The sequence below is a fragment of the Marivita sp. S0852 genome, assembly GCF_046591575.1.
Classification (GTDB): domain Bacteria; phylum Pseudomonadota; class Alphaproteobacteria; order Rhodobacterales; family Rhodobacteraceae; genus Marivita.
The window spans coordinates 92,546-106,844 of sequence record NZ_JBIQWA010000005.1; the positions used below are offsets into that span (position 1 = coordinate 92,546).

The window sequence follows — 14,299 nt, forward strand, 5'->3', positions numbered from 1 at the left end:
TCCAAATCCGAGCCTTGGGAAAGCCGATTGCGCGGTCTATGAGGGGGGATGGTGTTTCGTTCATATATGGGCATAGCCTTGCAAGAGGCCAAAGCCGCCGCATCGCGCGGAGAGGTTCCGGTTGGCGCGGTTGTTGTCGGTGCCAACGGTCAGGTGGTGGCAGCGGCGGGCAACAGAACCCGCGAATACAACGACCCCACAGCCCATGCAGAGGTTCTGGCCCTTCGATCGGCCTGCAAGGCTGTCGGCGCGGAACGGCTGGGAGATTACGACCTTTATGTCACGCTGGAGCCATGCGCGATGTGCGCGGGCGCGATCTCAAACGCGCGCATCCGCAGGCTTTATTACGGGGCCGATGATCCGAAATCAGGCGGGACCAAGCATGGCGCCAAGGTGTTCTCGCACCCGCAATGTCATCACAAACCCGAGATTTATGACGGGCTTGAGGCCACCAAAGCCGAAGCGTTGCTGAAGGCTTTTTTCGAATCCAGACGGAAAGACATCGCATGACGCGGGTTATTCTCTTCAACAAACCTTTTGATGTCCTGTCCCAGTTTACCGACAAAGGCACCACAGGCACACCGCGCCGAACATTGTCGGACTTTATCGCGGTCCCCGGTGTCTATCCCGCTGGGCGGCTGGATCGCGACAGTGAAGGGCTTCTGGTTTTGACCGACAATGGCAAGCTGCAGGCCAGAATCAGCAATCCAAAGTTCAGATCGCCCAAAACCTATCTGGCCCAGGTCGAAGGCCTGCCGACAGACGCACAATTGGACCAGCTCCGCGCTGGCGTGACGCTAAAAGATGGCCCCACACGGCCTGCGCTGGTTAAAACCATCAATGCGCCAGAGGTATGGGAGCGCACACCGCCCGTGCGGTATCGGAAATCTGTGCCAGATTCCTGGATCGAAATTACGATCACCGAAGGCCGAAATCGCCAGGTGCGGCGCATGACGGCGCATGTCGGGCTTCCTTGCCTCAGATTGGTACGGTGGTCGGTTGGGGAATGGTCGCTGGATGGTCTTGCGTCCGGCGCATGGCGGGACGCTTAGCTCAAACCCATTTTGCCAGCGGAGGCAGACTCATAAGGACCGCATTGGCATCATGCCCCGTTTCCAGGCCGAATTTCGTCCCCCGGTCATAGACCAGATTGTATTCCGCATAGAGCCCGCGATGCACCAGCTGCGCATCCTTGTCGGCATCCGACCACTCCTGCACGCGACGCTTTTCAACCAATGGAACAAAGGCCGGAAGGAAGGCGCGACCGATATCCTGTGTCAGCGCAAAGTCCTTTTCCCAGTCCCCGGTGTTGTGGTCATCCATAAAGATGCCGCCAACGCCGCGCGCGCGGCCCCGATGGGGGATATAAAAATACGTGTCCGCCCATTCTTTCAGCTTTGGGTAATGGGCTGTGCCATGCGGGTCGAGATGGGTTTTCTGCGTCGCGTGAAAATGCGCTGTGTCGTCATCATATTCGATGCAAGGGTTCAGATCGGACCCGCCCCCGAACCACCAGGCATGCGGGGTCCAGAACATGCGTGTGTTCATATGCACCGCCGGACAATGCGGGTTCTGCATATGTGCAACAAGGCTGATGCCCGACGCCCAGAATCTGGGATCATCCTTCATGCCGGGAATACCTTTGCGCGCAGCCATGGCATTTTGCGCGCGCTCACCCAGCGTTCCATAGACGGTTGACACGTTGACACCGATCTTTTCGAACACCCGGCCACCGCGCATAACGCTCATCAAACCGCCCCCGGCGTCAGTCCCGTCGTCTGATGTGCGTTTGGTTTCAGTGACCTCAAACCGACCGGGTGTTGCATCGCTTAAGGGTCCGGTGTCGTGGCTGTCCTCAAGCCCCTCGAACGCGGCGACAATCTGGTCCCGCAGCTCGCGAAACCATTCCGACGCGCGCGTCTTTTCCCGGTCGAAAGAATCCGTCATATCAAAGCCCTGTTTTTTGCACAGAACACTACACCGCGACCGAAATCACAAGCCACCACAAGACGTTGTGCTGCGTTGATCGCTTTTAATGTGCCGGGGCACCAACAGGATCAAGCAATGTGCGCCCGCCATCAATTGTCATGATCTGTCCGGTGACAAACCCTGCCCCCTCCGACGACAGAAACTGCACCGCACCAACCAATTCCGACGGGCTGGCAATCCGGCCAAGGGGTGTGTTTTCCTCGATCTGATCACGGTATTCGTCATTCTGCTTAAGCGCGGCCTGAAGACTGGCCGACATGACCGAGCCAAGCGACACTGAATTCACCCGGATGCGATGTTCGGCAAAGGCAACCGCCAGCGAACGGGTCAGCTGATCCAGTGCGGCGGTTGAAACAGAATATGACAGCAATTCCGGCTGCGTCCGGCGCGCGGCAATGGATGACAGGTTCACGATGGCACCGGCCTGACCGCTTTCTTTGCCTTCTGACTGTTTGATCATACGTTTCGCCACCATCTGGGACAGGCGGTATGTGTTCGTTACGTTTTGCATCATCAGCGTTTCAAACGACGAATCATCCAGGTCCAGCGGATCGGACGGCAGGATCTGGCGGCTTCCATTGATCAGGATATCGACCCGATCAAACGAATCTATCGTTGCGGACAGCAGGTTGGCCAAGGTTAGACGTTCGCGCAGATCGCCGGCAAAATACCGGATATTGCCGTCCTCTTCGGCCATATCTCCACATTCGTGGCACAGGCGTGCCTCGTCCATATCGGCGAACATGACATTGGCACCCTGATCCACAAAATGCCGTGCAATGGCCAACCCGACACCGTTCGCGGCACCGGTGACAATTGCGGTTTTGCCTTCAATCGAAAATGACATGGGCCTCAGCCTCCTTCAGCGCCGTTTGCGACGCATCGCCCGATCCCGGGATTTCGGTTGTTCAGCATGCAGGATCTTGAAGCGCGTGTCGCCGTCCAATTCCTGCACCTGAACAAAACTGTCCGCCAGCGTGGTCTCGTAGGGCAAATGCCGGTTGGCGACGATGATCAATTGGCCCTTGGGTTTCAACAAACGTGCGGCTGAGGTGATGAACGCTTGGCCGATAGAGGCGTCCGGGGTGCGGGATGTATGAAAAGGTGGGTTGCTGACCACCCAGTCAAGGCTGGCAGCTGCGCCCCAAACGGTGGCGTCTGCCCAGTGAAACGAAACACGCGGGTCATCCAGATTGCATTTTGCACAGCTCAAAGCCCGGTGGTCGGCTTCGACCAAATCAACATGAGCCACTTTCGGCAACGCCAAAAGGAATTTGGTCAGAAAGCCCCATCCGCCACCCAGATCGGCCCCATCGCCCTTGAGCGAGGCAGGCAGCGCATCAACAAGCGCCTTTGACCCGGCATCGGGCCCATCGGCAGAAAAGACACCGGGTTGGGTGATCCAACCCTCTTTAACCGGCGCAGGCGCGGCAAGAGTCCAGTCCGCAAAGGCGTCGCTTGCGGTGAACCAGAACAGCTTGCCATGTGCTTTGGACAGCTGACCGACAATATCGGTGCGCGCTTTTACAGCCTTGAGCGTGGCATCTATGCCGTCGGTTTTGGCCCCGTCCACCAGAACCACGCCCCCTTTGGCAATGTCGTTCGCCTGCGCGATCAGCCCGCGCGCCAGATCACGGCTGCGCGGCAGGGACACATGCACAAAATCGGCAGGTCCGTCGACGTGAACGGCAACGCGTGCGCCGATCTGTTCGAAACGGTCGAAAGATGGTTTGTCATTTTGTTGAACTTCTATGTCGCCCACATCGAAATCGCTGACATCAAATTCGTCGGTCGGTTCAAGAAACACAAGGCGCGCGTCTTTGGGCAGCTCAAGCGCGCCTGTCTCAAGCGCGTGTGCAAGTCGTGGTAAGGTCATGGCGGACTCCCGGAGACCCCGGTTATTCCTTTTCCATGGTGCATTGCAACGGGTGTTGATGACGACGGGCAAAATCCATCACTTGACCCACCTTGGTTTCGGCGATTTCATGGCTGAACACGCCCACAACCGCGACACCTTTTTTGTGTACGGTCAACATGATTTCAAACGCCTGCGCATGGGTCATGCCGAAAAACCGCTCAAGAACGTGGACGACGAATTCCATCGGCGTGTAATCGTCGTTCAATAACATCACCTTGTACAAAGGAGGACGTTTCGTCTTGGTACGCGTTTCAACAACGACATTGGTGTCGTTGTCCTCGTTTGACGGAGGGCCAGCCTTGGGACGGAGCGATGCCGTTACTGTTGCGCTTTTGGTCATATGGACTTGGGTTCCTTATGCTTGAGCATCTATATAACCTGTCGCGACGTCGAGAAAAGAGGGGCGTAACACGGATATGGCGCTGAACCTGAAAACCATCGGATTCGATGCCGATGATACGCTGTGGCACAACGAACGCTTTTTCAAGCTGACACAAGCCCGGTTCGAAGAGCTTTTGTCTGATTATACTGACAAATTCGTGTTGCACGACCGCCTTATGGACGCCGAGATCCGTAATATCGGACATTACGGATTCGGTGTAAAAGGTTTTGTTTTATCCATGATTGAAACTGCAATTGACGTAACGGACGGGGCCGTTCCCGGCCATGTCATTCGTCAGTTGCTGGATGCCGGTCAGGACATGCTGGCCCACCCGATCGAACTTTTGCCCCATGTCCAAGAGACAGTGGAACATTTGGCGGGCTCTTATCGGCTGGTGTTGATCACAAAGGGCGATCTGCTGCATCAAGAGCGGAAACTTGCGCAATCCGGGCTGGGCGAATTGTTCAGTGACGTTTCCATTGTGTCTGACAAATCCGTAGCGACTTATCAGACCGTCTTTGAACCGCTTCACGGTGGGGCCAGTGCCGCGATGATGGTTGGCAATTCCATGAAATCCGATGTTGTCCCTGCGGTTGCGGCGGGCAGCTGGGGTGTGTTTGTGCCGCATGATCTGGAATGGGATCTTGAAAAGGCAGATCCCCCCGACAGTCCACGCTATCACGCGATTGCCGATATGGGTGCCCTGCCCGACCTGGTGGCGGAAATCGGCTAAGCCGGTTTGCCATATTCCTGCCACATTGGCTTACCTAGTAAGCCCCGGCACCCGCGTCGCAATATCTTGCGCCGCACCCACGAAATGCTGTCAGAAAAGGCATATAAATAAGGACTTTATCGCTTTCTTCTCATGTGTTAGCGTAATGAAAATAATAACGCTGACCGGAAAAATCCGGCGGCATGAGGCAGAAAAAGGCGGATATTGTGACGGGACGGCGTAAAGTGCCGGGTCGAGTAGGCCTGTATGTGATTACTGCAATTTGGCTGGCAATTCTGTTGCCGATCAGCGCGATGGCGGCCCCCTATGCCGCGATGGTGATGGATGCGCGAAATGGCGAAGTGCTGCATTCGCGCAATGCGGATACGCGCCTGCATCCGGCGTCCCTGACAAAGATGATGACGCTTTACGTCGTGTTCGAGGCGGTCCAGAACGGCGAAATCAGCATGGACACAAAGGTCCGCATTTCGAAAAAAGCCGCCGCCGAGCCGCCGTCAAAGCTGGGCTTGCGGGCCGGTTCCGAGATCAAGCTTCGGTTCCTTGTGCGCGCGGCCGCAATCAAGTCGGGAAATGACGCCGCAACAGCAATTGCGGAAGCGATCTCTGGGTCGGAGGCCGCCTTCGCCCGCCGCATGAACCGCACCGCCAAGGCGCTTGGCATGAGCCGCACCACCTTCAAGAATGCACATGGACTGACCGAAAGCGGCCATATGTCGACAGCCCGTGACATGACCATCCTGGGACGGCATGTGCTGTATGACTATCCGCAATACTACAATCTGTTTTCGCGCCGCAGTGCCGATGCCGGTATCAAAGCGGTGAACAACACCAATCGCCGTTTTCTCAATTCCTATCGCGGTGCTGACGGAATCAAGACCGGCTATACCCGCGCGGCCGGCTTTAACCTTGTCGCCTCGGCAGAGCGCGGTTCAGAGCGCATCATCGTGACTGTCTTTGGTGGCAACTCGACCGCATCCCGAAACGCGCAGGTGGCCAAGTTGATGGATCTTGGATTCAACCGTGCACCAACGCACATGGCGCTGCGCACGCCGCGCAAACCGGCATATATGGGGCCGGTTGCGCCAAAACAGACAGAAACCATCATCGCAAAAAGCCAGACACCCTCGACCAGCACCCGCGCCAAATCCATTCGGGTGGTGGCCGCCGCTGTGAAATCCAGCCTCCGGCCAACAGCGCGCCCGGTTGCCGAACCGGTATTGCCGGACGCGCTTGTTTCCGAGCTTCAGGAAGATATTGAATCAGTTCTTGCCGAGGTGCAGACCGAAGATGTTCAGGACGTGGCTGCAACGGCCGCGCAGGTGGCTCTTGCCGTTGCCACACAGCAGTCACAGCCGAAACCCGACCAGACCACAGCCGCGCAGGCCGCGCCCAGCGCATCGGTCAAGCCGGTTGTCAGGCCCCGCACCATCGTGTTGGCCTCGGCTACAGCCCGGCAGCCAACAGAACCCGAGATCAAACGTGAAAGCGAAGTTGTCACGCGCATCTCGACCTCTGGCGGGCGGCATTGGGGCATCAATGTCGGGCGCTATCCCAGCCGGTTTGCCGCAGAAAAAGCTTTGCTCAAAACGGCACTATCCGAGATGGCCACACTGGACGGATCACTGCGCAAGGTGGTCAATGGCGCACGCGGATTTGACGCAAACTTCATGGGTCTGACCCGCGAAAGCGCCGATCTGGCCTGCCGCCGGCTTCAGGCGCGTCAAGTGACATGCTTTATGATCGGGCCAAGCTGACCGAAACCCAGTCGATTAAGAACCGCGTCAGGTTTTTGGATGATCGTCGTAGTCGCCTGACAGAATGCGTTCGGCGGCACCCTGGGGGTCATCATATTGCCGGGCGCGTACCGTAAAGACAAATGCCGCAAGTCCGATGCCGCCCAGGATAAGCGATACGGGAATGAGATAGGCAAGGACGTTCATCTATGGCTCCGGTTGCTTGAGATTTCGATTACCTGAGGCGCAGGGCGTTCAGCGACACTGTAATCGAAGACGTGGACATCGCCAATGCGGCAATCAGCGGCGAACACAGCCCGGCAACAGCCAGCGGCACTGCGATGATGTTATACCAGGTTGCGATGGTAAAGTTCTGGCGAATACGCTTGATCGCTTTTTGCGATGTGGCCACTGCGTCGGAAATCGGTTCAAGCGAGTTGCCCAAAAGCACAACATCCGAGGCAACCCGTGCTGCATCCAACGCCGACGCCGGAGAGATCGACACATGCGCACCAGCCAGCGCTGCTGTGTCATTCAGGCCGTCGCCAACCATAAGCACATGCGCTCCGCTTTGCGTCATATCCTGAATCTTGGCCGCCTTGTCCTCGGGCAGCGCTTCGGCAATCCATTTCCTGATCCCAAGACGGTTGGCAAACGCCTCGACCGCGGGTGTGGTGTCACCAGACATCAGAACAACATCATAGCCGTCCTGCTGCAATTGTGACACCACGGCCTCGGCCCCATCGCGAATCTGGTCTTCGAAATAAAACGGCTCTGCCGCGATATCGCCGATCCGCAACCAGGCAGAGGTGACAGCGCTTTCTCCGCCGCCGACCCAGCTTGCGCGACCAAGTCTGACGGTCTGACCTTTCCAACGCCCCTGAGTGCCGTGGCCGGGATGTTCGGAAATGTCGGTGACTTTCTCTGGCTTGATCCCGGTCGCGGAGATGGCCTCCGACAGGGAGTGCGACAAGGGATGTGACGACCCTTCGGCCAAGGCCAGCGCGATGCCCAGATTACGGGATGAATGGTCACCAATATTGGTCACTTCGGGGGTACCCGCCGTCAATGTGCCTGTCTTGTCGAAAACGACGGTGTCTACCTGTGCCATACGTTCAAGAGCGGTCGCGTCCTTGATCAGCAGACCCTTGCGGAACAATCGACCAGAGGCAGCCGTGGTGACCGCAGGCACCGCAAGACCCAATGCGCAGGGACAGGTGATGATCAGCACAGCCGCGGCAATATTGAGCGCCGTGCGCAGATCGAATGTGTAAAAATACCAGCCGACAAATGCCAGTGCTGACAAGATATGCACACCCGGCGCATACAGCTTGGCCGCCTTGTCAGCCAAAGACGTGTACCGAGACCGACCGGATTCCGCGACCGCGACCAGATCCGCCATGCGGTGCAGCGATGTATCCCGCCCCACCGCGCTTGCGCGAATGGTCAAAGGCCCGGTCAGGTTCACTTCCCCCGCGCTCACGCTTTGGCCGGGGCCTGCATAAATCGGGCGCGTTTCGCCGGTCAGCAATGATCGGTCCAGCTCGGACTGCCCGTCAACGATGTCGCCGTCAACTGGCATCCGGCCTCCGGGGCGGACCAGAACCAGATCACCAATGACCAGTTCGGACATCGCGACCTGCTCTTCTGTTCCGTCACCCGACAGCCGGGCCACGCGCGGAACCTCCAACGCTGCCAATTCCTCGGCTGCAGAACGGGCCGCCGCGCGGGTGCGGTGGTCCAGATAGCGCCCGGCCAGCAAAAAGAAGGTCAGCGTGATTGCCGCGTCAAAATAGGCGTGTTCGCCCGACAGTGACGTTTCCCAAAGCGAGGTGGCGACCGCCAAGAGAATGGCCAACGAAATTGGCACATCCATGTTGAGCCGCCCGGCCCGCAACGCAGTCCAGGCGTGTTTGAAAAACGGTTGCGCCGAAAACGCGATAGTTGGCAATGCAATCGCGGCAGATATCCAGTGGAACATGTCGCGGGTCGGCCCGTCTGCGCCGGACCAGACGGCGACCGACAACAGCATGACATTCATCGCGGCAAACCCGGCGACAGCCAGCCGCATCAGCAAATCGCGACCCGCCTTGTCGGTCTCGGTCGCGCGCAGGGCGGTTGCGTCCAGTTCATGTGCTTCAAAACCGGCAGAGTCCAGAACGCGGATAAGATCGTTCGCCGTCAGATCCGGTGTGGCCTCGACCTGTGCCCGTTTCAGGGTCAGGTTGACACGCGCGCCCAGAACGCCCTTTTGCGCTGTCAACGTCCGCTCTACGCCAGAGATGCAGGCGGCGCAGTGGATCGACGGCAGGGACAGGACAATATTGACCTCTTTGGGCATGGCGGCCTCGGCCACCGCCTCGGCGGCGGGCGCGGCAGAACATGCGGGACAGGCCGAAGCCGGAGGACGCATTGCGACGGTCATGGCTTAACTCTCGACGTGCAGAACGACGCGCTGTTCGAATTCGGTTCCGTCCAGCGCGACGGCCTTCATCCGGATATTCCAGTTGCCCGGACGCAGAGTTTCGCGCGCGACATAGGCTTGGCCGTCAAAGGCAAATTTCGGAGTTCGGTCGTCCTGAACATGTGTCGCGCGCCCCAGAACCGCGTCCAAAGACCCGGCCTGCACAGGGCGGCCTTCGGCGTCCCTGATACTCAGGATCAGCAGCCCGCCTTTGGCTTCGGCCTCGACAGTCCAACCCAGGGCTTCCTGCCCGGCACGCCGATCATCAAAGCTTTGCGAGGCCACGTAAGAGTTTTTTACCTCAAGTCCCGGAAAGGTCGAAACGGCGGAGTATGCCAAGAACAGATTGACCGAGATGATCACCGCAAAGCAGCCTCCGAAAATTGCCAGCGCATGCCAGCCCGTCAATTTGCGTTCAGATGCCATCAGTTGCTTCTCCCGTTGAAGATGCTGTCTTTGTGCGCGCGGTGACCATTGGTCAGGTCTTCAACCCAGAACCGGATGTCTGTGCGTTCGTCGCGCGCCGGATCAGAGCTGGGTGGCGCAACCACATAGACGCGCTGCAGGAACGTCTGGTTCGCGGGCACGGATACGGTTTCATATGGCGTTCCTTCAAGCTGTACCCGCAGCGAAGGATGACCGGTGATCGACACGCGGAACGGACGGTCCTCGCCGTGTTTGTTCAGCAAGCGCACATCATAGGTGTTGCGGATCGACCCGTCGGACAATGTCACGAAGGTCGGGTTACGGATGGGTGCCACGCTCAGTTCGATATCCGGGCGGATAAACAACGCAAACACCAGCCCGACACCAACCAGCGCCCAAAGACCGGTATACATCATCGTGCGCAACCGGAATATGTGGAACCAAGGCGACCGGGCGGTCTCGCCCGCGCGTTCGCGCGGTTCGTCCGACAATGCAAGATAGTCTACAAGCCCCCGAGGCTTGCCGATTTTCTCCATGATATCATCGCAGGCGTCGATACACAGACCGCAAGTGATGCATTCCATTTGCTGCCCGTCACGAATATCGATCCCCATCGGGCAGACATTCACGCAGGCCATGCAATCAATACAATCGCCCAGCTGTTCCGCCTGGTCACCCTTGCGATGCTTGCCGCGCGGTTCGCCGCGCCATTCGCGGTAGCCAATGGTCAATGTGTCCTCGTCCATCATCGCGGCTTGGATACGGGGCCAGGGGCAGGCATAGATGCAGATCTGTTCGCGCGCGAACCCGCCGAAGAAAAAGGTCGTGGCGGTCAAGACCAGCATCGTGGTGTAGGCAACTGGATGCGCCTGTCCGGTCACCAGATCAACCAGCAAGGTCGGCGCATCGGTAAAGTAGAACACCCATGCCCCGCCCGTCGACAGAGCGATCAAAAACCAGATCGTCCACTTGGACAGGCGCAATCGCACCTTGCGGAAATCCATTTTTTTCTGACGGTGCAACCGAAGCTGCGCGTTGCGGTCGCCTTCGATCCAGCGCTCGACCGCGATAAACAGGTCGGTCCATACGGTCTGCGGGCAGGCATAGCCGCACCAGACGCGCCCAAGCGCCGATGTAAACAGGAACAGCCCCAGCCCCGCCATAATGAGAAGTCCGGCAATGAAGTAAAATTCATGCGGCCAGATCTCGATCCAGAAAAAGAAAAAGCGTCGGTTGGCAAGATCCACCAGAACCGCCTGATCCGGCAATTGTGGCCCACGGTCCCACCGCAACCAGGGTGTGACGTAATATATGCCCAAAGTGACGATCATGATGACCCATTTCAGGCTTCTGAAGTTCCCCGAAACTTTTTTGGGAAAGATCGGTTCGCGCGCTGCGTAAAGGCTTGGCGGCATCTGATTTTCTGACTGCGACACGAGACGAAAGGCTCCTGAGACTCGGATTGGCTTGAGTGTGTTCTTTCAGGCCAGACCGCGCCAGACTTTGACCTGCATCAAATTCTATATCTTTAAGTCAGGTTTTCGATCCTTCTTGCCGCAGCCACCGCAAAAACGCCTTGAGCGGCGGACGGTGCACGCCTGGTTTGGTGACAATGTGATAGCCCGCATCCCGTCGGTCTTCGAAAACAGCGATCAGCCGCCCAGCATCAAGGTCTTCGGCCACCGCGATTCGTGTGGTGACAGCGATGCCCTGACCATTGCGCGCCCCGTCAATCATCAGGTTTCCGGGAACCTGCGTGCGAGACAGAACCTTGTGGTCTTTCAGTCCCTTGGCGGCCAACCAGGACGAGGTTTCATTGGTGCCCAGCTCTTCCAGCCACGGAAAACGGATCAAGTCGAGGGGCGACTGCGGCAGCGTGCTGCCGAAAAGCGATGGTGCCCCGACAACAACGATGGGGGCTGACATCAAGGGTGCGCTGTCCAATCCGGGCCATCCGCCAGTGCCATAGCGGATGGCCACGTCGATCCCGCCCGGCGACGGGTCCATCAAAAGCGGGCTGGGATTGATCATCATGTCGATGCCGGGATGTTCGGCCTGAAACCCTGCCAGCCGCGGCATAAGCCAAGCGGCGGCAAAAGTTGGGGTGCAGCCGACATTCAGCGCGCGCTCTGCTTCGCTGGCCGATACCGCCTCGACCCCGGCCGCGATGCGCCCAAAGCCATCTTGCAACGCGCGCGCAAGGTCGGCCCCGTCCGGCGTCAATTCCAGCGCGCGATTCGAGCGGTCAAACAACGGTATGCCCAGATGCGCCTCCAACCCTCGCAATTGCTGCGAGATAGCGGCGTGACTGACATTCAACGCCGCCCCCGCATCCGCGACCGATCCGGTTTGCACAAAGGCACAAAACGCGCGCAACGCGGACAGGGACGGCAGATTCATCCAGTTTATCATGTAAGCTCAATTTACATAAACGATATATCCCTGACTCGAATGAAAATCGCAAAACCGCAAGTATAGCGCATGGCCCGCAACATCGAGGAACACCAATATGTTCAATTTACTTGCAAGGACTTACTTTCGAGCGACCGGCATATCCCCCGACCGGTATCACCGTGACGTCAACCGTTCATGGGATCGCAAAGATATCGGCACCAAAACCGCGCCGAAACGCTGGGAGGATTGGAAATGATTGATCCGGTGGTCTATCAGCGCCCCTGTCTCTGGTACGCGAAAACGGCGCGAAGCCGCGTGATACCACGGCACCGGCGCGGCCTGATTGGATGGGTTTTGAATAGAATTTTGTGATGTTTCAAACCGGACAAAGCGGTGACAGCATCAGGGCAAAGTCTTTCGGCCCGAAGGCCGAAAGATATATCGTATCACGTTATTCGGGTGTGGCTTCGCCGCCACCCAGACCGTGCACATAGACAGACACCGCGCGCACCTCGGCTTCGCTCAGGCGGTCGGCCCAAGACGGCATCACGCCAAAGCGTGAATAGGTCACTGTTTCGACCAAAGTGTCGTAATCCCCGCCATAGAGCCAGATGGCATCCGTCAGATTTGGTGCCCCCTGCCAGCGGTCTCCGGTGCCGTCATCCATATGACATGCCGCACAATTGTCGAGGAACAGCTCTTCGCCCGCCGCAACTTGCGTTGCATCCTGCGGCTCTCCGGACAGCGACATCACATAATTGACCACTTGGTCGATCTCTTCGCTTTCGAACAGCTCTCCATAGGCGGGCATTTCAGAATAGCGCGCGTCAGGATCGTTTTCGTTGCGGATTCCATGTGCAATGGTGGCGTGGATGTTTTCGATATCGCCCCCCCACAGCCAGTCATCGTCAAGAAGGTTCGGATATCCCGAGGCTTCTGCCCCTGCGGCACCCGATCCGTGACATTGCGCGCACCAGGTCCGGAATACGGCCCCGCCTGCGTTCTGAGCGTATTGCGTCAACTCCGGATCATCCGCGATCGCCGTCAACTCGACCGAAGCCAACTGCGTGTTGATACCGGCATTGGCGTCTTCAAAGCGGGCAATGTCCTGGGCAACTTCGCCACGGGTCGAATAGCCAAGCAAGCCAGGCGTTGCCTCGCGAATGCCGGGCCATGCGGGATAGGCGATCGTGTAAAGTACCGCCCAGACAATCGTGGCATAGAATGTCCACAGCCACCAACGGGGCAACGGTTTGTTGTATTCCTTGATCCCGTCCCACTCGTGACCAGTGGTTTCATAATCAAGATCGTCGTCGTTCTTGTCGCTCATTGCCTCGCCTCCTTGGATTCGGCGGGTTTATCTTCGTGGCGAAACGGGATGTCGGCGGAATCGCGGTGCGTTTTGTTGCTGCCTGGACGGACGACCCACAGGATCACCGCCACAAAGAAGCAAAACAAGACAAGCAACATCCAGCTGTCGGCGAATTCACGGAGAAAAGAATAGGTTTCCATTGTGTCTTCCTCCTATCGGTTTGCGTCAGGAGTGAAGGTCGAGAAATCGACCAACGTGCCCAGCATCTGAAGATATGCAATCAGAGCATCTGCTTCTGAAACACCGGGCTGCCCGTCAAAGTTCCGCACGTTGACGGCTGCGCCATAGCGTTCCAAAAGACCGTCATAGTCGCTATCCGGGTTGGCCTGGGCAAGGAAATCAGACTGCGCCGCCTCCATCATCTCGTCCGTGTAGGGAACGCCGACAAATGCATTGGCCGCAAGAAGATCGCCGACATATTCACCATCCAGCAAGGTCGCTTCGAGATAGCCGTATTTTGGCATGATGGATTCCGGCACCACCGATTGCGGGTCGCGCAGGTGGTCGACATGCCAATCATCCGAGTAACGGCCACCCACGCGGGCAAGGTCAGGCCCAGTCCGTTTGGACCCCCACTGGAACGGGTGATCGTACATCGACTCTGCGGCCAGCGAATAGTGGCCATAGCGCTCGACCTCGTCGCGCATCGGGCGGATCATCTGGCTGTGGCACACATAGCAGCCTTCGCGCACATAGATATCCCGTCCGGCCAGTTCGAGCGGCGTGTAGGGGCGCATGCCCTCCACTTCCTCGATGGTGTTTTCGAGGTAGAAGAGCGGCACAATCTGCACCAACCCGCCGATGGTCACGACAAGGAAGCTAAAGATCAGCAACAACGTCGCGTTGGTTTCAATGACCTTATGCTTGTCAAGAATACCCATTGTCCAA

The 14,299-nt window shown here is 57.9% G+C and carries 16 protein-coding genes; 4 read left to right on the forward strand and 12 right to left on the reverse strand.

Annotated elements, in window-relative coordinates:
* The first annotated feature begins 48 nt into the window (after positions 1-48).
* Together ACG74X_RS12195 and ACG74X_RS12200 are read left to right on the forward strand one after the other, a co-directional pair.
* Positions 49-510 carry a nucleoside deaminase gene (locus tag ACG74X_RS12195; protein ID WP_411235123.1) on the forward strand — a complete coding sequence of 154 codons (462 nt, stop codon included), beginning with the start codon at positions 49-51 and terminating at the stop codon, positions 508-510.
* Positions 507-1,052: a pseudouridine synthase gene (locus ACG74X_RS12200; RefSeq protein ID WP_411235125.1), complete on the forward strand. Its 546-nt coding sequence runs from the start codon at positions 507-509 to the stop codon at positions 1,050-1,052. Before ACG74X_RS12195 ends, ACG74X_RS12200 begins: the two co-directional genes overlap by 4 nt.
* Before the next feature lies 1 nt (position 1,053).
* Here the strand turns inward: ACG74X_RS12200 and hemF are convergent, their stop codons facing one another.
* The 4 genes from hemF to clpS form a co-directional block, all read right to left on the reverse strand.
* Complete coding sequence (hemF, locus tag ACG74X_RS12205; protein WP_411235127.1) at positions 1,054-1,947, reverse strand: oxygen-dependent coproporphyrinogen oxidase; 894 nt, start codon at positions 1,945-1,947, stop codon at positions 1,054-1,056.
* 85 nt (positions 1,948-2,032) lie between these two features.
* A complete protein-coding gene (locus ACG74X_RS12210; RefSeq protein WP_411235129.1) occupies positions 2,033-2,836 on the reverse strand; it encodes an SDR family NAD(P)-dependent oxidoreductase in 804 nt (267 codons plus the stop codon).
* Between the two features lie 15 nt (positions 2,837-2,851).
* Complete coding sequence (locus ACG74X_RS12215) at positions 2,852-3,865, reverse strand: class I SAM-dependent methyltransferase (RefSeq protein ID WP_411235131.1); 1,014 nt, start codon at positions 3,863-3,865, stop codon at positions 2,852-2,854.
* 22 nt (positions 3,866-3,887) lie between these two features.
* Entirely contained in the window at positions 3,888-4,247 is a 360-nt protein-coding gene (clpS, locus tag ACG74X_RS12220) for an ATP-dependent Clp protease adapter ClpS (RefSeq protein WP_411235132.1), read from the reverse strand.
* A 76-nt stretch (positions 4,248-4,323) separates the two neighbouring features.
* On the opposite strand from clpS, the gene ACG74X_RS12225 reads away from it, so the two are divergent.
* Together ACG74X_RS12225 and ACG74X_RS12230 are read left to right on the forward strand one after the other, a co-directional pair.
* Complete coding sequence (locus ACG74X_RS12225; RefSeq protein ID WP_411235133.1) at positions 4,324-5,022, forward strand: HAD family hydrolase; 699 nt, start codon at positions 4,324-4,326, stop codon at positions 5,020-5,022.
* A 293-nt stretch (positions 5,023-5,315) separates the two neighbouring features.
* Entirely contained in the window at positions 5,316-6,776 is a 1,461-nt protein-coding gene (locus ACG74X_RS12230) for a serine hydrolase (protein ID WP_411235618.1), read from the forward strand.
* A gap of 27 nt (positions 6,777-6,803) precedes the next feature.
* Here ACG74X_RS12230 and ccoS read toward each other — a convergent pair whose 3' ends face one another.
* The 8 genes from ccoS to ccoO all read right to left on the reverse strand — a co-directional run bounded on the left by ccoS (position 6,804) and on the right by ccoO (position 14,292).
* Positions 6,804-6,962: a cbb3-type cytochrome oxidase assembly protein CcoS gene (gene ccoS, locus ACG74X_RS12235; protein WP_411235134.1), complete on the reverse strand. Its 159-nt coding sequence runs from the start codon at positions 6,960-6,962 to the stop codon at positions 6,804-6,806.
* Between the two features lie 28 nt (positions 6,963-6,990).
* Positions 6,991-9,180 (reverse strand): heavy metal translocating P-type ATPase, encoded by a 2,190-nt coding sequence (locus ACG74X_RS12240; RefSeq protein ID WP_411235136.1) that lies wholly within the window; start codon positions 9,178-9,180, stop codon positions 6,991-6,993.
* A gap of 3 nt (positions 9,181-9,183) precedes the next feature.
* Positions 9,184-9,645, reverse strand: a complete 462-nt coding sequence (locus ACG74X_RS12245) for a FixH family protein (RefSeq protein WP_411235138.1) — start codon at positions 9,643-9,645, stop codon at positions 9,184-9,186.
* Complete coding sequence (gene ccoG / locus ACG74X_RS12250; protein ID WP_411235620.1) at positions 9,645-11,060, reverse strand: cytochrome c oxidase accessory protein CcoG; 1,416 nt, start codon at positions 11,058-11,060, stop codon at positions 9,645-9,647. Before ccoG ends, ACG74X_RS12245 begins: the two co-directional genes overlap by 1 nt.
* 118 nt (positions 11,061-11,178) lie before the next feature.
* Positions 11,179-12,045, reverse strand: a complete 867-nt coding sequence (locus tag ACG74X_RS12255) for a LysR substrate-binding domain-containing protein (RefSeq protein ID WP_411235139.1) — start codon at positions 12,043-12,045, stop codon at positions 11,179-11,181.
* Positions 12,046-12,490: 445 nt separating this feature from the next.
* Positions 12,491-13,369, reverse strand: a complete 879-nt coding sequence (gene ccoP, locus ACG74X_RS12260) for a cytochrome-c oxidase, cbb3-type subunit III (RefSeq protein WP_411235140.1) — start codon at positions 13,367-13,369, stop codon at positions 12,491-12,493.
* Positions 13,366-13,551 carry a cbb3-type cytochrome c oxidase subunit 3 gene (locus ACG74X_RS12265; RefSeq protein ID WP_411235141.1) on the reverse strand — a complete coding sequence of 62 codons (186 nt, stop codon included), beginning with the start codon at positions 13,549-13,551 and terminating at the stop codon, positions 13,366-13,368. The genes ccoP and ACG74X_RS12265 overlap by 4 nt, the downstream gene beginning before the upstream one ends.
* A 12-nt stretch (positions 13,552-13,563) precedes the next feature.
* On the reverse strand, positions 13,564-14,292 hold the full coding sequence (ccoO, locus tag ACG74X_RS12270; RefSeq protein ID WP_411235142.1) for a cytochrome-c oxidase, cbb3-type subunit II: 729 nt from the start codon (positions 14,290-14,292) through the stop codon (positions 13,564-13,566).
* Between the last annotated feature and the right edge of the window lie 7 nt (positions 14,293-14,299).